This window comes from Flavobacterium sp., from assembly GCF_965262375.1.
Classification (GTDB): domain Bacteria; phylum Bacteroidota; class Bacteroidia; order Flavobacteriales; family Flavobacteriaceae; genus Flavobacterium.
Window position 1 is genome coordinate 1476604 of the sequence record NZ_OZ253527.1, and the last position, 17716, is coordinate 1494319.

Below are 17716 nucleotides of genomic sequence, written 5' to 3' on the forward strand. Positions count from 1 at the left end.
AAAAAATTAATATTATACAATTTTAACGCTTGTCATGCTTAAGGATCCAGCTAATAAATGATTATTAAACAGACTTAATTCTTCATTTTTATTTTGAAGTCCTAAGATGTATAATAAAGGTAAATAATGATCGGGTGTTGGAATAGCTAATTGGAAGGCTTTGCTTTGTTTTTCGTATTCGATTAGCGGCTTGTAATTACCTTCCATTAATTGTTTATTGATGGTGTCGAATGCTTCATGTGCCCAATCATATCCGTAATCTACTTTGTTTATGTTAGCAAAATCAACTAAACGTAGGTTATGAATAATGTTTCCACTGCCAATTATTAAAATACCTCTTTCTCGTAAGGCTTGAAGTTTTTTTCCTAATTCAAAGTGATATTCGGCTGGTTTTGTGTAATCGATACTCAATTGAATTACGGGTATATCTGCGTTTGGGTATAAATGTTTGATAACACTCCACGCACCGTGATCTAAGCCCCAATTGTGGTCTAAATCAACAGGAGTGGGTTTTAGTAAATTTTGAGTAGCTTCGGCAAGTTCAGGACTTCCAGGTGTGTTGTATTGTACTTGGAATAAAGCTTCAGGAAATCCTCCAAAATCGTGAATCGTAGGAGGGAATTTCATAGCAGTAACTTTTGTTCCTTTCGTAAACCAGTGTGCCGAAATACATAAAATTGCTTTCGGTTTTTGAATTGTTTTGGCAATATGTCTAAAACCAGCAACAAATTGATTCTCTTCAATAGCATTCATAGGGCTTCCGTGACCAAGAAACAACAAAGGCATTTTTAGTGTTAATGGAAATTGCGAGATTATTATGTCTAAATTTTGTAGTGTCATTAGTACGGAAAATTTTTGATAAGTGTTACAATTCCTGTTATCAAAATAAGGGTTAAAACCGAATTCTGAAATTGTTTTTCGGTTAATAAATTTACAATTTTCTTACCAATGAATGTCCCTAAAATACTAACTAATAATAATATAGGAATCAAATACAAATCGTCTTTGTGCATATATCCATTGAAAAAATACACGATGCTTCGGCTGGTATCTATACCCAAATCGATAATGGCAGAAGTAGCAATAAAGACACTGGTTGTCAATCCATAAGAGGCTAAAACAATACCTCTAATTGCTCCACCAGTTCCTAAAAGGCCTGCTATAAATCCAGAAATGGTTCCACCTAGTAAGGCATTCGTTTTGGTTGGAGGTAACTTTTTATCTCTAAAAATAAAAAGCAAAAGACTCAAAGCTATTAAGAAAAGGGCTAAAATGAATTCTAGTAACTGTGATGCTAAAAATTTGCTTAAATAAGCTCCTAAACTCACAAATAGTACAGAAGTTATGCCCATTCGAAGGATCAGTTTTTTATCAAAGCCCTCCCTAAAAAAATAAATTTTCGACACATTACTCGATAAATGGTATAACGCTGTAACGCCTAACACGGAGTGAAAATCCAAAAAGTACCCTGCAATAGGAACAAATAGCATTGAGGAACCAAAACCACCAACGGTACCCACAATTTCAGATAATAGTGCCAGTAAAATAAAATAGATAAGAAGTTCTGTAGCCATATCATAAATATACTAAATAATACTGATTATTGTTAGTAGGTTAGTAGTTCTTAATTTGTAAATTTATAGCCAATATGATTTGTATTTCTGATGAAAAAAAAACTATTAATTTCGTTGTTTTTTGTTATAGCTTGTGCTAAAAAAAATATTGAAGAAACCCAACCCAAATCAGGAAATGTGACCGAAAGTGTTTATGCTTCGGGAGTCATTAAAGCTGAAAATCAATACACTGTTTTTTCCACCGTTAGCGGATTTTTACAAAAAGTAAATGTAAATGTCGGACAAGAGATTGCAAAAGGACAATCCTTATTTCAAATTGAAAGTGAAAAAGCGCAACTGAATACCGATAATGCTCGGTTAACCTATGAACTGAGCAATAACAATAACCAATTAATTCAGGATAAAATTTCCGAAATGGAGCTAAAAGTCCAATCGGCTAAAGATAAATTGGTATTAGATGAATCGGTTTATAATAGAAGTAAAAATGTGAAAGCTTACAATGCGATTTCGGAAGTAGATTTTGAAAAAGCAGAATTAGCATATAAAAACTCCAAATCGGCTTATGCATCCGCTTTAAAACAATTATCGCAATTAAAAATTCAGTTGCAAAGCGAACAAAAACGCAACAACATCAATTTGCGAATCAGTCAGAAATCTCAAGGCGATTTTACCGTAAAAAGTGCTTTTTCGGGTGAATTGTTTGATGTTTTAGTAAAAGAAGGTACCTTGATTTCGCCACAAACACCTTTGGCAATTATTGGTAAAAAGAATTCCTATTTGTTAGAATTAGATGTCGATGAAAACGATATGGTTCGAGTGCAAGCTGGGCAAAAGATTTTAATTTCGATGGATAGCTATAAAGGACAAGTTTTTGATGCCACAGTCGATAAAATTTATCCTATTATGGATGCGCGTTCTAGAACTTTTAAAATTGAAGCACATTTTGTAAAACCTCCGCAAAAATTATATCCTAACTTAACAGCAGAAGCCAATATTATTATTCAAACCCGTAAAAATGTGTTGACCATTCCACGTAATTATTTGATTGATGAAGAATATGTTTTGGTTAATGAAGACGAAAAACGAAAAATTAAAGTGGGTTTAAGTGATTACCAAAATGTGGAAGTCTTAGAAGGTTTACAAGCAAACGAAACCATTTATTTACCGAAGTAATGAATTTTAAACTCATATTTTCGATAGCGGTACATTTGATGCGTTCCCGACTCAAACAGACCATTGTGGCTGGGGCAGGAGTAACGTTCGGGATTGCTATGTTTATTACGCTGGTAAGTTTTATGTACGGAATGAATGACTTACTCGACGGATTAATTATCAACCGTACCCCTCACGTTCGACTGTATAATGAAATTAAACCTTCTGAAAATCAACCGGTGAATATTTCTGAAGTTTATAAAAATGATGTGAATTTCATCAATTCGGTAAAGCCAAAAGACAGGGGGAAATCAATTTACAATGCCAAGTCAATTATTCAAAGTCTAAAGCAAGACCATCGTGTTTTTGATGTGGCGCCTAAAATTACGACTCCAGTATTTTTTAATTCGGGAACTATTGAAATTTCAGGTATTGTAAACGGAATAGATGTTTTGATGGAACAGAAATTGTTCTCACTAAACGACTATATGGTCGATGGAAAAATTGAAGATTTACAGCAAAACAACAGTATTGTTATAGGTAAAGGTTTGTCGGATAAAATGTTGTTGAACAAAGGTGATATTATCAAAATTTCGACTCCAAAAGGTGGATTGGCATCGATGAAAATTGTTGGTATTATCCAAATAGGAATAGCCGATATTGATGATATTACCAGTTATACTTCGCTTTCTGTAGCACAAAAAATTTTGGGAGTACCCAAGAGTTTTATCACTGATATCCAAGTAAAACTTTTCGATGTAACAACCGCTCCTGCTTTAGCAAAAGAATTTGCGACTAAATACAGGACTGATACAATTGATTATCAAACAACTAATTCGCAATTTGAAACAGGAAGTTCAATTAGAAGTATAATTTCGTATGCCGTAGGTATTGTGTTATTAATTGTAGCTGGTTTTGGGATTTACAATATCTTGAATATGATGATTTTTGAGAAAATGGATAGTATTGCCATTCTCAAAGCTACTGGATTTTCGGGTAACGATGTAAAATGGATTTTTATGATTTTATCAATGGTTATTGGAATTAGTGGCGGAATTCTCGGATTGGTGTTAGGATTTACTTTGTCTAATATTATTGATATAGTGCCTTTTAATACGGCAGCTTTGCCAACCATAAAGACATTCCCAATTAATTATAATCCAATGTTTTATATCATAGGGGTAACTTTTGCATTAATCACTACTTTTATTGCTGGTTTGTTTCCAGCATTGAAAGCCAGTAAAGTAGACCCTGTAGAAATTATTAGAGGTAAATAATGAGCAATTTAGTATTAGAGACCAAGAAACTGACTAAGTATTTCAATGACCCTGTGCGTATGCAGGTACTCAAAGAAATTGATTTGCAGGTAGAACACGGCGAGTTTGTTTCTATTGTGGGAAAATCAGGTTGTGGCAAATCGACTTTGTTGTATTTACTCTCTACGATGGATACCGATTATGAAGGACAAATTTTTATGGATGAGCAGCTCATCACAGGCAAAACCGATAAAGAATTGGCACAACTTCGTAACGAACAAATAGGTTTTGTGTTTCAATTTCATTATTTGCTCAATGAGTTTAACGTGTTACGAAATGTGATGCTTCCTGGATTAAAATTAGGCAAACTCTCCGAAGAAGAAATTGAGCATAACGCCATGGAGCATCTTCGTACATTAGAAATGCACGAACAGGCTTTGAAACTACCTAACCAACTTAGTGGTGGTCAAAAACAGCGTGTCGCTATTGCCCGTGCCTTGATAAATAAACCTTTAATTATAATGGGAGATGAGCCTACAGGGAATTTGGATAAGAAAAATAGTGATATTGTTTTTGATATTTTTAATAAACTAACCCAAGAACACAATCAAACCTTGTTAATTGTGACACACGACCCCGATTTTGCGAATCGTACCCATCGCATTGTGACTATGGAGGATGGAAATATTGTAAAATAATTTTTTGATACTTTGTTTAAAACTTTGAGAGACTTTGTGTACCAAATTTTACACAAACACACTCACTTCAGTCACTTGCCCTTTTTCTAGTTTACATTTAGTCCGCACATCAGCTTTTATGGGTAGGAGATAGGTGTTTTGTTTGGTATCAAACCAAACTGCGGTTTTCCATTCGTAAGTGCCTATTTGCGCTGATGCTTTCAACCGTCCCCAGCCTTCTTCTTGCCATTTTAGGTTGTCTCGTATTTCTTTAGAAATATCCTGTGGCAACGACACAAAATACCAGCCGTTAGGTCCTTCGTATTGCCAGATGGTTGCGGAGAAAGTGTATTTGATTAGAAACTCCATAAAAAAAGGTTTTTAATGTGACAAGTTAGCAAGAAGATGGTTAATTCTTTTAAACTTTTTTAAAAAATAGTTAGGCTTAGTACTCAGTTTTTTATATTTTCGTTCCACCAAAAAACAAAAAACTATCAGATGAAAAAAAGTATTGTTTTTTTATTAGCTTTTTTGGCTTTTTCTTGTAAAAATCAAGAAGAGACCTTGAAAAACGATGAAGCTAATAAAAGCGTTAACAAGGACAAACAAGAAATTGTTATCAATAGAAATTTAGAGGGGCAAACGATTTATCAGTATCAAGCGACAGATATTTCAGGAAAAAGTTATGATTTTGCTAGCTTAAGAGGTAAGAAAATCATGGTAGTCAATACGGCTTCAGAATGTGGTTTTGTGGATCAGTTAGAAACGCTCCAAGCGATGTATGCTAAGTATAAAGGGAGTAAATTTGTAGTAGTGGCATTTCCATCCAATGATTTTGGTAACTCAGAACCTTTGACTAATGAAGAGATTTTAGCTTTTAGCAAGAAGAAATACAAAGTGACTTTCCCGGTGATGGGGAAAGTGAGTTTAAAGATTGGAAGCATGCCTCCTGTATATAGATTTCTAACACAAAAGACCAAAAATGGTTTTAAAGACAATGTGTTACATTGGAACTTCCAAAAATATTTAATTAATGAAAATGGGCACTTAGACCAAGTTTTAGGTCCTCATGTAAGCCCTGATGACCCTGCGGTTATCGAATGGATAAAATCTTAAACAAATGCGCTAATTGTTTAGCGCATTTATTTTTTGCCATAATTCATTGTCAAAAGTGGATAAAGCCATGTTGACATTGTCAGCGGATTCGCCCATACGGATGACTACCATTTTTCTATTTGGGATTACATATATTTTTTGGTCATTTTTGCCTAATGCCATATACATATCACTAGGAGCAGAAGGAATAAGGCTTCCATTAAATTGCAATTGACTTTGCGGCAAGTGATAGCTAGTTTTTCCGTTTAACCACCATAAATAGCCATATGATAAATTAATATTTTGAGAAGTTGAAGTAGCTTCGTTGAAATAGGCTTCATTAACAATTTGTAATCCATTCCAATTGCCTTTGTTAAGTGCTAAAAGACCAAAACGTGCCATACTTCGGGTTGTGCTCGAATAGACTTCGTTGTTTCCAATAGTTAGCCACGTACCATCCATGCCAATTTTATCTCTTAGTTTACTGTTAAAATACTCCACCCATGTTTTCTTGCTGGCATTAGCAATTACCTCTTGAAGTTTCACATACACATTGTGGTATGCCCAGCGCGTACCAGCATCTGCTTTGTAAAGTAAACTGGCAGGGTCAACAGCATCGGTAGCATCATCTAAGCCTGAGGTCATTGTCAATAAATGTTTGCAAGTAATTAGGTTTTCTTTGTCTAGGGGTTCACTGGTCCACCCCGTGCCTAAATATTGAGAAACTTTGTTGTTAATGTTTAGTAAGCCTTCTTGTTGTGCGATTCCTGTTAATGTCGCAGTTAAGGTTTTGCCAGCGCTTGCCCAATACCAAGGTGTAGTTGCACTATGTCCGTTAAAGTATTCTTCCACGACTATGCGACCATTTACCAATATCATAAAAGATTTTGAATTTTTATTTTGTAAAAAAATTTTCAAATCACTCAATGCATTAGTGTTCCAGTTTAAGCTACTTATATTTTGAGTTTCCCAGGCAGTAGAATTTGTTGGGAAATACATTTTAGAATTGTCGGAAATAGTTGGAGGTGGTTCATTGCTACTATCTTGACTGCATCCAGTCAATGTTGCTAGAGCGAAAAGCAAAGTAATGAGATAACGCATGGGATTATTGTTAAGGGTTCTTTCAAATTTAGACTAATTTTCTAACCAAAGGTTTAATAGATTAGATTAATTTTGCATGTGATGTTTCATAATACTACAAAAGGAGATGAGATCAAGTAAGTTGGTTTTTTATCATAGGTTTTATGATTTAAATTAAATTAAAATGAAAAAGATAGTTTTAGGTGTTATAAGTGTTATTCTGTTTTCATGCGGTAAAAAAGTTGAAGTTAAAGAACTAGAGCAGTTAAATGGCTATTGGCAAATTTCGAAAGTTGAGACCACAGCAGGGGATGAAAAAGAATATAAAGTAAATGAGAATTACGATTATTTCTCTTGGAAAAATGAGCAAGGGATGCATAAAAAAGTCCGTTGGCAACCCACGGGTAAATTTTTAGTTGATGATTTGCAAGAAACCGTAAAAGCAGAAGTGAAGTCAGGGGATTTGTATTTGAATTTTGTTTCTGCTTTTGGAAAACACAAAGATAAAGTGGTTAAGATTTCTAAAGACGAATTGGTATTAGAAACAGAAAATGGGAATGAAAATTATTATACAAAAGTAACGATTGATGGCAAAACGACTGAGTAATGATAGTCCTATCGGGGATATAATCAAGCAAATTATTGAAACGAATAAGCTCGAAAAGGGATTGAATCAAATTTCGGTAGCGGATGCTTGGAAAAATTTGATGGGTAATGGGGTAAATCATTATACCCGTGATGTGATATTAAAAGGGTCAACACTATATGTAGAGTTGACTTCTTCGGTGCTTCGTGAGGAATTGACTTATGGAAAGCAAAAGATAATTACCATGATTAATGAAGAATTAGGTAGCGATGTGGTAAAAGAGGTGGTGTTGAAGTAGTTTTTTTTATTTTAATAAAAACTACCACTTGTTTGGTAATATTGCTGTATATTGGTCGTCCAAATTATAAAAATACATTATGAAACGAAAATTACTATCAATATGTTTATTTGCTGTGAGTTTGGGATATTCCCAGCAAGTGGTTTTTCAGGATGATTTTGAAAGTTATACTGATTTTGCAATTTCAGGAATCGGTAACTGGCAAACCTTAGATTTAGATTTATTAGATACTTATACAACTGGATTGCCTGATGGGTCTTTGTATACTTGGAACAATGCATACGCACCTATGGCTTTTCAAGTTTTTAATCCCGCTGTGGCAGGTGTTTCAAATGCTACCACAGGTGATGAGGTTCGAAATTTTGATCCAAAATCTGGAGTTAAATATATGGGAGCTTGGGGGGGAGTACCCTTGTCTAATGGTCAAACGGCAAATGTAAACAACGACTGGTTAATTAGCCCTGTGATTAATTTGACTGGTGCGACAGGAAGCGCTTTAAGTTTGTGGGTGAAATCCCTGACAGATGCTTATGGTATTGAAGATTACAAAATAGGGGTTTATGTAGGGACTGGTACGCCTACAGCAGCCACAGATTTTACGATAATTTCTGGTGCTAATGCTTTATCGGCACCCTTTGGAGTTTGGGAAGAAAGAGTACAAAATTTATCCGCATACGATGGTCAAAAAATTCGTGTGGGTATACAATATGTTTCTCCTGATCGAATGATGTTGATGGTTGATGATTTCCAAATTACGGCAGCTACTTTGAGTAATAACGAAGTCTTAGCTTCTCAGTTTTCTGTTTTACCAAATCCAGCAAAAGACCAGATTCGTATTTCAAAAGGAAGTGATTTTGAAATTTCTAATGTTAAAATTTCCGACCTTAACGGTAGAGTGGTAAAAACGATTTCAGGCAATGTTGAGGTGATTTCGTTAGAAGATTTGACTGAAGGGATGTATATGATGACGATTCAAAGTCCATCGGGTATTGCGACTAAAAAAATAGTGAAAAACTAATCGTATTTCCTAAAATAAATAAGAAGAGAGGTTGTTGTGTAAACAGCCTCTTTTTTTTTACGTTATGAAAGGTTGAAATACAGTTTCTTAAATTTAAAAATTCCTATCTTTATTCTAAATAGGAATGAGTAGCCTCTCCTAGGGAGGTGTTTTAAGTGAACACCACTCGAAGGAAAGTGGATTTTTAGGAACTAATAGTAATTAATCATTAAATAAAGAGATATGGCACGAATAAATCCGTATATACATTTTAACGGGAATGCAGAAGAAGCATTTACTTTTTATCGATCGGTTTTTGGAGGTGAATTTACAAAACTTATGCGTTTTAAAGATTTAAATGTACCCGAAAGCCCATTTGGAGTTGAGGAAGCTGAAAAAATCATGCATATAGCCTTGCCTATTGGTGCTCATGATGTGCTGATGGGAAGCGATACCCCCAGTGCATTAGGAACGCATCAAGAAAATGAAACGCGAAGCAAAATAGCGATTGCAGCACAAAGCAAGACCGAAGCGGATAAATTATTCAAAGGGCTCTCAGTAGGAGGTCAAATAGAAATGCCTATAGCATTAAGTCCTTGGGGAACCTATTTTGGTATGTTTCGCGATGTATATGGCATTGAATGGATGATTGATTTTGATCCTGAATATAAGGGGCAGTTATAAGTAGGAATAGAACCGCTTTTTTTCATTAGTATTTTTGTAACTATTCAGCTACAAACACTCATTCTTTTTTGTCACGAATTACACAAATATGCGCGAATTATTAGATTTAAAATAAGCTTACGTTTAAATTATACTGTTTTAACTTTAAATTTACTGCTAGTAAAAATATCTTTAAAACCATTAAGCAATTAAGAAAATTTAGAAACAATCTAATGAATTTAATGACTAAATTAAAAAGATAATTTCAAAACTTAAATGGTATTACACTAATTCTGACCCGTGCAAAAACTCGGTTATTTGTGCTTATTTAAATATAATGTTTTTCATTCGGTTACATTATGGTGAAGAATTTGTGCAAATTTGTGTAATTCGTGGCTTAAAAAATAAATGGCTGAATAGTTACGTATTTTTTTGCATAGTTTTGAGGTAAATTGTGTAATTTTTAATATACTTTTCAAAAAGAGAATATTTACCCCAAAACAACTAAAACTGAACCCTGCATAAAATGACAAAAATTAGAAAAGCAACGCTAGTAGATTTAAAATTGGTAGCTGAATTGTTTGACCAATACCGAGTGTTTTATGAAAAGGAATCCGACAAACAAAAAGCAGCGGATTTTTTGGCTGAAAGATTAAAATTAGGTGATTCAGAAATCTTTGTTGCTGAAACACAAGACAACCACTTAGTGGGATTTGTACAATTATATCCCTTGTTTTCTTCGACTAGAATGCAACGCCTTTGGCTTTTAAACGACTTATTTGTACCTGTTGCGCATAGAGGTAAAGGCATTTCAAAACTATTAATTGAAAATGCTAAGGAGCTCTGTAAGCAAACCAATGCTTGTGGACTAATTTTAGAAACCGCAAAAACAAATACTGTGGGGAATGAATTGTATCCAAAGGTTGGGTTTTCATTAGACAAAGAACATAATTACTACACTTGGGATAACGCTTAACTGAATTGAAATGTTAGAAATTAGACAGAATTGCGAAAACTGTAACAAGGATTTGCCAAACGACTCAAACGAAGCAATGATTTGCACCTACGAATGTACTTTTTGTAAGGATTGTGTAACAAATGTATTAGAAAACGTATGTCCAAATTGCGGGGGAGGTTTTGAAAAAAGACCCACACGACCACATAAGCAATTGGATAAATTTCCTATGAGGGCTGACCGAGTATTTAAACCCATAGCGCATAATGAATTTTTAGAAGCAAATAAAAACATTGACCCTCGAAAAAGATAAACAACCTAATACCGCAGAAATTTCCGTTAATGCGGTAGCTTTTGGTGGGAAAACGTTTCGTGAACATCATGCTTTATTACTGCATCTTTGAAGCTTCAAGAGTATAAATAGAGTAGAGGCTAAACCTCAATAGCTCAAAATAGTATAATGTAGTGGCAGTTTCTAAACATTAATGCATTATGCTCCAAACTTGTTAGAAAAATATAGTGAGAAAATAAAATCTCACGGAAAAAATCTCACAAGCTTGTGAGAAACTGTATTTTTTTGAAAAAGTTCTCACAAATAGGTTTTACGACACGTTTAAAAACCTCTCAAACAAACATAAAAAAAAACAACTTTTACGGATTTCCGTAACCATCCTATTTTTTATTTTTATAGCTTAGCAGAAACAAACTAAAAGCTACAGAACTTCAGAAGAAGCTCGGGTGGGCTTTGAATAATTAAGAACTTTCAAATTGCGTAAAATAAATAGCAACTTGCGTGTATTTGGGCGTTAACTGTTATTTTAGAAAACCGATATTTATGAAAACCGATATTATAAAATCAATAATTGATACTAATTTAAAACACTGGTTAGAGATAGGTCTAAATGAATTACCAATCAAAATTGAGGAGGAAATGTCTCATCCAAACAACAAAAAAGAAAAAGAATATCAAACTTGGCTGCCAATTGAAAGTAAAGTGTCAGATGCTGAAATTGAAGAATTTGAAACTCAACTTGGTCACAAATTACCATTTGACTATAAAGTATTTTTAAAGCACAAACATTTTTATGAACTTCAAATTTCTGAAGTTTCATTTTGTAGTCATCCTATAAATATTTGGAGAGCAAAACAATCAGAAATGATTTTTGATGGTTATCCAACTGAATATTTAATTGAAATAGGATATATTCCATTTGCAAATTGGAGTGATTGGGGTTTACTATGTTTTGATACAAACAGAAACAAAGATAACAACAATTATCCAATCGTATTATGGGATCACGAAATGGCAGAAGATGTAAATGACGTATATAAGGACTTTTACGATCTAATGACTAATATAGAAGCCAATAAAAACAACAGTTAATAGCTAAGGTTTCGTTGCATGCGGAGCACGAATCCCCATGTCCTCCGAAAAACTGTGCAGAGGAGTTAGTTATATGTTTGTACTGCCATTTTAACGTTGAAATTACCAACTTTCAAATATCTTATGAAAAGCATTATTTATAGTCCAATAACATAATTTTGAGGATTGTCCCCTTGAGGGGACCATAGGGGTGTCAAAGGATTGTTTTTTAAAAGGAAAATTTAAAGTTATACCATTTAAGTTTTGAAATTACCGTTTTAAATTAGTCATTTAAATCGTTAAATTATTTCTAAATTTTCTTAATTCCTTAATGTTTTTAAAGATGTTTTTGCTTGCAGTAAATTTAAAGTTAAAACAGTATAATCCAGTATTTTTTAAGTTCAAATGGTATTAAAATAGTATAATGTAGTGGCAGTTTGTAAACATTAATGCATTATGCTCCAAACTTGTTAGAAAAATATAGTGAGAAAATAAAATCTCACGGAAAAAATCTCACAAGCTTGTGAGAAACTGTATTTTTTTGAAAAAGTGCTCACAAATGTGTTTTACGACACGTTTAAAAAGCTCTCTAACAAACATCAAAAAAACATTTTTTTACGGATTTCCGTAACCATCCTATTTTTTATTTTTATAGCTTAGCGGTAACAAACTAAAAGCTACGGAACTTCTTAAGAAGCTCGAGGGCTTTGATTAAAGATATGTAAAAAGAGTATGAAGGTGCGCATATATGTGAGTTAGCTGTAATTTTAATCCTCAAAAACATGAAAGACCCTTTTTACAAAGATGATAAAGTATTAATATTTCTCCATGAAATTGAACAACAGTTGATATTAGAACAAAAAGATAAAGGAACAAAAATAACTGGAGCTTATTCTTATAAAAAACATCAACCTCGTAACAATAAAGGACAATACCATATACATGTATATAAAAAAGACAACCAAATATTTTCAATGAATGCAGATGGAAGTGGCCATGATGGATATAGTGGTACTAGAATTCCAAATGATGTTTACTATATTTTAAAACAACAGTTAAAAGGTTTCAAATTCCCTCCAGATCAAATAATAGAAAATTATATCTACATGGAATCAGAAAAAAATATCTTTTTAAGAAAGGTTAAAGTTCTACCCCATTCTCATATAACGGGGATTACTTATAATATAGAAAAAACTTTTGAAGGATATTTTCATTCATTTGGTAATCATGTTTTTCTCACAGGTGGAAATGGAGGTTATAAAGAAATGATTATCGCAATTATAGAAGATGAAGAAGGAAACATACATAAAATAATTCCTGATAAAATCAAATTTATATAGCAATCATTTTTATTCTTTTCAAAGCAAAATAACTTAAAAACACTTTTATGGAATCCGAATATTTTAAGAGAACTTACAAAGAAGATTTATCGGAATATAATTTAGAAGAAGCAAGAGGATGGGTAATTAACAGCATGAATTTTATTGAAGAAAAAATGGATAACGCAATTGTTAACTATTTTAATCCGAAGGACTCTAAAAATTTTAAAAAAATCATGCTTAATTCATCTGTAATTTCAACTGGTGCTAAACTAAAAATATTGAGGAATATTAAAAAGTTTGACAGTAAAATAATTTCTAAAATTCAAGAAATGTCTTCAATTAGAAATTCATTTGCTCATATTCCAATCATTCCACTTTTCAAGGCAGAAAAAATAGACGGAAAAACATCACTTAAAAGAATGCCTGACAGACTTGAAGTTATGAATTCAGCTGGTGAAATTAAAACCAAAAGCGCAAAAGAAGAGTTTAAAAAGTTTGCAGAATTAAAAAAGGAAATTACCGAATATTTCAAAAACTACAGCTAACAGCTAAGGTTTCGTTGCGTGCGGAGCACCAACAATGAAACCTCTGTTGAACGGAACCATTGAAAACTTTAAATTTAGTTCCCTTTTCTTAAATAAAGCCAAACTCTTTACCCCATAAAAAACCTCCCATTCGGGAGGTTCTTATTTTTAAGCGATTTTGTTACGCTTTCTGTCATTTTCATCCAAGTAGATTTTGCGTAAACGTAACGATTTAGGGGTTACCTCAACATACTCATCTTCTTTAAAAATTAATCTTTTTATCTCTTGGGTATTTTATTTCAAACGATAAGTGCTTTTTTACAAGCCCCTTGGATGGAATGCTTGATTTCCAATTCAATATACCCGTTTCTTCATTGTATTCGGCATTGTCTAAAGCAATCGATTCTACCTTTATTTCTTTGTTTTGAGCAACTGGCACTCGGTCGTAAATTTTAACCGCTACCTCTATAGACTTGTTATTTCGAACAGAAATTTCATAATTCTTATTCAAAACACGAGTACTACCAAAAAACGATTTACTCTTCAAATCTTTAATCTGCTTACGTTCTACTAACAAATTATTATCGATCCCCATCGAAATAATCATTTCCTCTTCGGTTTGATAAGGATTCAGGAAAGCTCTTCCTGCATAACTCCCTTCTGTATATATACTGGCTTCACCCGGAAGCAAATCATATTTTGCCCAGTTCTTAATTTTAGCAGTCAAAAATACATTTTCGCTCAGTATAGGAGCTGTGAAATACTCAAATTCGGCAGGAATACTAAAATTGTCAATTTCAATTAAGGAAGGAGTTTCATTAGTAGGAATCGTGTAATTTTTATTGATTTTAAAAAGCACTGCGTTAATAATCACCTCTTTTTCCTCAGTGATTTTGTTTTTCACCTCTGGTTCATCATCTTCCTCCTCTACTTTGTTTTTATTCTTTTTGACGTTATAAGCTGTTACAACTACCTCTTGAAGGTTTTTAGCGTCATCTTTTAGAGTAACATTCATTACGCTATTATAAACAGGAAGAATTTCTTCTTTCATTCCTAAAAAGGAGTAAACCAATTCCTGCCCATTTTCAATAGATATGGAGTAGCTTCCGTTAAAACCAGTGCTTACGCCTTTGTTAGTACCTCTTATATAAACATTAGCTCCAGGCAATGGTCCTGAACTGTCAGAGACTACTCCTGTAACCGTTTTTACAAGTGGATTGTAACTATAGTTCTTTGGGGTATAGCTATAATTTTGATTGTTATTGTAATTCGTAAAATTTAAATAATGACTATTTACTATAGGCTTCTCATTGTTTGTGTTAGGGTTAGCAGTAGACAAGGTTAGTTTAACATTATTCCAATCTTCGCCTGTTGTTTGATATACTTGTGCTTTATAAGCAAACTGTAAGGCGTCTTTAGTGTTTTTAGCTTTAATTTCATAAGAAGGCACCCAACCAGCATTTTCAGTATTGTATTTAATATTTAAGTTTAACTGAGCGGCTTCATTAGGATTGAAAAGCTTTAAAATGATTTCCCCTTTTTGTTCTTTTTCCTCTTTATCAAATTTTGCCATTTCTAAATGCATTGCGGATAGTTCTTTTTTTAATTCAGCAATTTTTTTAGAAATATCAAATATTTCCATTTTTAGTAAAGGAATACGTTCTCTATAATGCTTGCTATGAATTAAAATTTTCTCCATAGTAACTGTTTGTTGGGCACTGCTCAAAACTTTGTTTTGAGTCAAAATAGATTCTTCTTCTTCTAATCCTTTAATTTTACTTTCGAGTAATACCGCTTCTCTAGTTTTTAAATCGATTTCATTCTGAAGACTAGCAATCTTGTCGGACGTATTTTTTTTAGGATAAAACACAACCTCGTAACCTACTGAAAGTACAGAAATATCTTTCAAGCCACTTATTTGAATCGTATTTTGATTAATATATTTGGATAAATCGGTAATACGTACAACACTATTCCCTTTTGGAATCGTCGTTGTAGACTCGGCATAAACTTGTGCGCCTGACGTATAGACAATTACTTCTTTAATGGAAGATTTAATTTTTATTTCATTACTAAATGCAAAAAATGAAATTAACGCTAAAAAAAAGGAAAATATTTTTTTCATTGATTCTATTTTATGGATGAAAAATACAATGTTTACAGGTTTTATACAACTTTTAAGAAGTAATAAAAAACTGAAATAGATTTTGACAACTGTAAATATCGCTATGCTTACTTTTTAAAGTTTTCACAGAAAAACATAAAAAAACCTCCCATTCGGGAGGTTTCTATTTTTAAGCGATTTTGTTACGCTTTCTGTCATTTTCACTCAAGTAGATTTTACGTAAACGTAACGATTTAGGTGTTACCTCAACATACTCATCTTTTTGGATGTATTCTAATGCTTCTTCTAATGAGAATTTAATTGCAGGTACAATTTTATTTTTATCATCAGCACCAGCTGAACGGAAATTCGTTAATTGTTTTGTTTTGGTGATATTAATAGTCATATCATCTCCACGAGAGTTTTCTCCAACAACCTGTCCTTCATAAATGTCTTCATTCGGATCAACAAAGAATTTACCACGATCTTGTAATTTATTGATAGAATAAGGAATTGCTTTTCCGTTTTCCATAGAAATTAACGAACCATTTATACGACCAGCAATTTCCCCTTTGAAAGGTTCGTACCCTATAAAACGGTGTGCCATAATTGCTTCACCCGCTGTAGCAGTTAATAATTGATTTCTTAAGCCAATGATACCACGTGATGGAATATTGAATTTAATAATCATACGCTCTCCTTTTCCTTCCATAGAAAGCATTTCGCCTTTACGTACAGATACAAACTCAACCGCTCTTCCTGATACGTGTTCTGGTAAGTCAATTGTCAATTCTTCAATTGGTTCACATTTTACACCATCAATTTCTTTGATGATTACCTGTGGCTGACCAATTTGTAATTCATATCCTTCACGACGCATGGTTTCAATTAATACTGATAAGTGTAATACACCACGACCAAACACCATGAATTTATCAGCAGAATCAGTTTCACTCACACGAAGTGCTAAGTTTTTTTCTAATTCTTTTGCTAATCTATCTTTAATGTGACGAGAGGTTACAAATTTTCCTTCTTTACCAAAGAAAGGTGAGTCGTTAATAGTAAATAACATACTCATCGTAGGTTCATCGATAGCAATAGATGCTAAAGCTTCAGGGTTTTCAAAATCTGCAACAGTATCGCCAATTTCAAATCCTTCTAATCCTACTAATGCACATATGTCACCAGCTTTTACAACTTCTACTTTTTTACGACCTAATCCTTCAAAAGTATGCAATTCTTTAATTTTACATTTAGAAATTGAACCATCGCGTTTTACTAGCGAAACGTTCATTCCTTCACGTAATTCACCACGTTGTAAACGACCAATTGCTATACGACCAGTAAATGAAGAGAAGTCTAATGAAGTAATCAACATTTGTGGAGTTCCTTCAGATACTTTAGGAGCAGGTACATTGTTTAGTACCATATCTAATAAAGGTTCAATGTTTTCAGTTTGCACTTTCCAATCTTCACTCATCCAGTTGTTTTTAGCTGAACCGTAAACCGCTGGGAAGTCTAACTGTGCTTCTGTTGCTCCTAATTCGAACATTAAGTCGAAAACTTTTTCGTGTACTTCTTCAGGAGTACAGTTTTCTTTATCTACTTTGTTGATAACCACACATGGTTTTAAACCTAAATCGATTGCTTTTTGTAATACGAAACGAGTTTGTGGCATTGGTCCTTCAAAAGCGTCTACTAATAAGCAAACTCCATCGGCCATGTTTAATACACGTTCTACTTCACCTCCGAAATCCGCGTGACCCGGAGTATCGATAATGTTGATTTTGGTTCCTTTATAAGTAACCGATACGTTTTTAGAAGTAATTGTAATACCGCGCTCACGCTCCAAGTCGTTATTGTCAAGGATTAAGTCACCAGTGTTTTCATTTTCTCTAAAAAGTTGGCAATGATACATAATCTTATCTACCAAGGTAGTTTTACCGTGGTCAACGTGTGCGATAATTGCAATGTTTCTAATTGATTCCATGTGTGTGATTTTTGAAGGTGCAAAAGTACAATTATTTTTTTCTAATTCAATCGTTAAGTGTTGATTAGTTTAAAAAGATT

The 17716-nt window shown here is 33.3% G+C and carries 19 protein-coding genes and 1 pseudogene; 13 read left to right on the forward strand and 7 right to left on the reverse strand.

Going from position 1 to position 17716, the window contains the following annotated elements; translation table 11 throughout:
- Positions 1-12: 12 nt before the first annotated feature.
- Both ygiD and ACQY29_RS06850 read right to left on the reverse strand, forming a co-directional pair.
- Positions 13-840 carry a 4,5-DOPA dioxygenase extradiol gene (gene ygiD / locus ACQY29_RS06845; protein ID WP_428224489.1) on the reverse strand — a complete coding sequence of 276 codons (828 nt, stop codon included), beginning with the start codon at positions 838-840 and terminating at the stop codon, positions 13-15.
- Positions 840-1574 carry a sulfite exporter TauE/SafE family protein gene (locus ACQY29_RS06850; RefSeq protein ID WP_428224490.1) on the reverse strand — a complete coding sequence of 245 codons (735 nt, stop codon included), beginning with the start codon at positions 1572-1574 and terminating at the stop codon, positions 840-842. Before ACQY29_RS06850 ends, ygiD begins: the two co-directional genes overlap by 1 nt.
- Positions 1575-1664: 90 nt before the next feature.
- Here ACQY29_RS06850 and ACQY29_RS06855 point away from each other — a divergent pair, with 90 nt between their 5' ends.
- Genes ACQY29_RS06855 through ACQY29_RS06865 form a run of 3 tightly spaced genes read left to right on the forward strand, consistent with a single transcriptional unit; the run spans position 1665 to position 4680 of the window.
- On the forward strand, positions 1665-2747 hold the full coding sequence (locus tag ACQY29_RS06855; protein WP_428224491.1) for an efflux RND transporter periplasmic adaptor subunit: 1083 nt from the start codon (positions 1665-1667) through the stop codon (positions 2745-2747).
- Positions 2747-4003, forward strand: a complete 1257-nt coding sequence (locus ACQY29_RS06860; RefSeq protein WP_428224492.1) for an ABC transporter permease — start codon at positions 2747-2749, stop codon at positions 4001-4003. Before ACQY29_RS06855 ends, ACQY29_RS06860 begins: the two co-directional genes overlap by 1 nt.
- Positions 4003-4680, forward strand: a complete 678-nt coding sequence (locus ACQY29_RS06865; RefSeq protein WP_428224493.1) for an ABC transporter ATP-binding protein — start codon at positions 4003-4005, stop codon at positions 4678-4680. The genes ACQY29_RS06860 and ACQY29_RS06865 overlap by 1 nt, the downstream gene beginning before the upstream one ends.
- A 48-nt stretch (positions 4681-4728) precedes the next feature.
- Here the strand turns inward: ACQY29_RS06865 and ACQY29_RS06870 are convergent, their stop codons facing one another.
- On the reverse strand, positions 4729-5028 hold the full coding sequence (locus tag ACQY29_RS06870; protein ID WP_428224494.1) for a DUF1905 domain-containing protein: 300 nt from the start codon (positions 5026-5028) through the stop codon (positions 4729-4731).
- A gap of 129 nt (positions 5029-5157) precedes the next feature.
- Between ACQY29_RS06870 and ACQY29_RS06875 the strand changes: the two genes are divergently transcribed.
- The gene (locus ACQY29_RS06875) at positions 5158-5775 is read left to right on the forward strand and encodes a glutathione peroxidase (protein WP_428224495.1); all 618 of its coding nucleotides are present in this window, start codon (positions 5158-5160) and stop codon (positions 5773-5775) included.
- Between the two features lie 9 nt (positions 5776-5784).
- Here the strand turns inward: ACQY29_RS06875 and ACQY29_RS06880 are convergent, their stop codons facing one another.
- On the reverse strand, positions 5785-6855 hold the full coding sequence (locus tag ACQY29_RS06880) for a serine hydrolase domain-containing protein (protein WP_428224496.1): 1071 nt from the start codon (positions 6853-6855) through the stop codon (positions 5785-5787).
- A gap of 163 nt (positions 6856-7018) precedes the next feature.
- On the opposite strand from ACQY29_RS06880, the gene ACQY29_RS06885 reads away from it, so the two are divergent.
- The 9 genes from ACQY29_RS06885 (at position 7019) to ACQY29_RS06925 (ending at position 13563) form a co-directional block, all read left to right on the forward strand.
- Positions 7019-7441, forward strand: coding sequence for a hypothetical protein (locus ACQY29_RS06885; RefSeq protein ID WP_428224497.1), 423 nt, complete (start codon positions 7019-7021; stop codon positions 7439-7441).
- Positions 7422-7718 carry a DUF721 domain-containing protein gene (locus ACQY29_RS06890; RefSeq protein ID WP_428224498.1) on the forward strand — a complete coding sequence of 99 codons (297 nt, stop codon included), beginning with the start codon at positions 7422-7424 and terminating at the stop codon, positions 7716-7718. The genes ACQY29_RS06885 and ACQY29_RS06890 overlap by 20 nt, the downstream gene beginning before the upstream one ends.
- Before the next feature lie 79 nt (positions 7719-7797).
- Positions 7798-8736 (forward strand): T9SS type A sorting domain-containing protein, encoded by a 939-nt coding sequence (locus ACQY29_RS06895; RefSeq protein ID WP_428224499.1) that lies wholly within the window; start codon positions 7798-7800, stop codon positions 8734-8736.
- A gap of 222 nt (positions 8737-8958) precedes the next feature.
- Positions 8959-9399, forward strand: coding sequence for a VOC family protein (locus tag ACQY29_RS06900; RefSeq protein WP_428224500.1), 441 nt, complete (start codon positions 8959-8961; stop codon positions 9397-9399).
- Between the two features lie 505 nt (positions 9400-9904).
- Positions 9905-10354 carry a GNAT family N-acetyltransferase gene (locus tag ACQY29_RS06905; protein ID WP_428224501.1) on the forward strand — a complete coding sequence of 150 codons (450 nt, stop codon included), beginning with the start codon at positions 9905-9907 and terminating at the stop codon, positions 10352-10354.
- A 10-nt stretch (positions 10355-10364) separates the two neighbouring features.
- Positions 10365-10646, forward strand: coding sequence for a DUF1272 domain-containing protein (locus ACQY29_RS06910; RefSeq protein WP_428224502.1), 282 nt, complete (start codon positions 10365-10367; stop codon positions 10644-10646).
- A 522-nt stretch (positions 10647-11168) separates the two neighbouring features.
- Positions 11169-11717 carry an SMI1/KNR4 family protein gene (locus ACQY29_RS06915; protein ID WP_428224503.1) on the forward strand — a complete coding sequence of 183 codons (549 nt, stop codon included), beginning with the start codon at positions 11169-11171 and terminating at the stop codon, positions 11715-11717.
- 761 nt (positions 11718-12478) lie between these two features.
- Positions 12479-13036, forward strand: a complete 558-nt coding sequence (locus ACQY29_RS06920; RefSeq protein WP_428224504.1) for a hypothetical protein — start codon at positions 12479-12481, stop codon at positions 13034-13036.
- Positions 13037-13083: 47 nt separating this feature from the next.
- Entirely contained in the window at positions 13084-13563 is a 480-nt protein-coding gene (locus tag ACQY29_RS06925) for a hypothetical protein (RefSeq protein WP_428224505.1), read from the forward strand.
- Between the two features lie 147 nt (positions 13564-13710).
- On the opposite strand, the pseudogene ACQY29_RS06930 reads toward ACQY29_RS06925, so the two are convergent.
- The 3 genes and pseudogenes from ACQY29_RS06930 to typA form a co-directional block, all read right to left on the reverse strand.
- Positions 13711-13803, reverse strand: a pseudogene (locus tag ACQY29_RS06930) (hypothetical protein); the annotation flags it as partial.
- A 1-nt stretch (position 13804) separates the two neighbouring features.
- Complete coding sequence (locus ACQY29_RS06935) at positions 13805-15667, reverse strand: DUF4139 domain-containing protein (protein ID WP_428224506.1); 1863 nt, start codon at positions 15665-15667, stop codon at positions 13805-13807.
- 169 nt (positions 15668-15836) lie between these two features.
- Complete coding sequence (gene typA, locus ACQY29_RS06940) at positions 15837-17636, reverse strand: translational GTPase TypA (protein ID WP_428224507.1); 1800 nt, start codon at positions 17634-17636, stop codon at positions 15837-15839.
- Positions 17637-17716 lie beyond the last annotated feature (80 nt).

Bases quoted from the DNA above. Each gene is read 5' to 3' on its own strand.
- ygiD (WP_428224489.1), bottom strand. From the start codon at position 840: ATGACACTACAAAATTTAGACATAATAATCTCGCAATTTCCATTAACA.
- ACQY29_RS06850 (WP_428224490.1), bottom strand. From the start codon at position 1,574: ATGGCTACAGAACTTCTTATCTATTTTATTTTACTGGCACTATTATCT.
- ACQY29_RS06855 (WP_428224491.1), top strand. From the start codon at position 1,665: ATGAAAAAAAAACTATTAATTTCGTTGTTTTTTGTTATAGCTTGTGCT.
- ACQY29_RS06860 (WP_428224492.1), top strand. From the start codon at position 2,747: ATGAATTTTAAACTCATATTTTCGATAGCGGTACATTTGATGCGTTCC.
- ACQY29_RS06865 (WP_428224493.1), top strand. From the start codon at position 4,003: ATGAGCAATTTAGTATTAGAGACCAAGAAACTGACTAAGTATTTCAAT.
- ACQY29_RS06870 (WP_428224494.1), bottom strand. From the start codon at position 5,028: ATGGAGTTTCTAATCAAATACACTTTCTCCGCAACCATCTGGCAATAC.
- ACQY29_RS06875 (WP_428224495.1), top strand. From the start codon at position 5,158: ATGAAAAAAAGTATTGTTTTTTTATTAGCTTTTTTGGCTTTTTCTTGT.
- ACQY29_RS06880 (WP_428224496.1), bottom strand. From the start codon at position 6,855: ATGCGTTATCTCATTACTTTGCTTTTCGCTCTAGCAACATTGACTGGA.
- ACQY29_RS06885 (WP_428224497.1), top strand. From the start codon at position 7,019: ATGAAAAAGATAGTTTTAGGTGTTATAAGTGTTATTCTGTTTTCATGC.
- ACQY29_RS06890 (WP_428224498.1), top strand. From the start codon at position 7,422: ATGGCAAAACGACTGAGTAATGATAGTCCTATCGGGGATATAATCAAG.
- ACQY29_RS06895 (WP_428224499.1), top strand. From the start codon at position 7,798: ATGAAACGAAAATTACTATCAATATGTTTATTTGCTGTGAGTTTGGGA.
- ACQY29_RS06900 (WP_428224500.1), top strand. From the start codon at position 8,959: ATGGCACGAATAAATCCGTATATACATTTTAACGGGAATGCAGAAGAA.
- ACQY29_RS06905 (WP_428224501.1), top strand. From the start codon at position 9,905: ATGACAAAAATTAGAAAAGCAACGCTAGTAGATTTAAAATTGGTAGCT.
- ACQY29_RS06910 (WP_428224502.1), top strand. From the start codon at position 10,365: ATGTTAGAAATTAGACAGAATTGCGAAAACTGTAACAAGGATTTGCCA.
- ACQY29_RS06915 (WP_428224503.1), top strand. From the start codon at position 11,169: ATGAAAACCGATATTATAAAATCAATAATTGATACTAATTTAAAACAC.
- ACQY29_RS06920 (WP_428224504.1), top strand. From the start codon at position 12,479: ATGAAAGACCCTTTTTACAAAGATGATAAAGTATTAATATTTCTCCAT.
- ACQY29_RS06925 (WP_428224505.1), top strand. From the start codon at position 13,084: ATGGAATCCGAATATTTTAAGAGAACTTACAAAGAAGATTTATCGGAA.
- ACQY29_RS06935 (WP_428224506.1), bottom strand. From the start codon at position 15,667: ATGAAAAAAATATTTTCCTTTTTTTTAGCGTTAATTTCATTTTTTGCA.
- typA (WP_428224507.1), bottom strand. From the start codon at position 17,636: ATGGAATCAATTAGAAACATTGCAATTATCGCACACGTTGACCACGGT.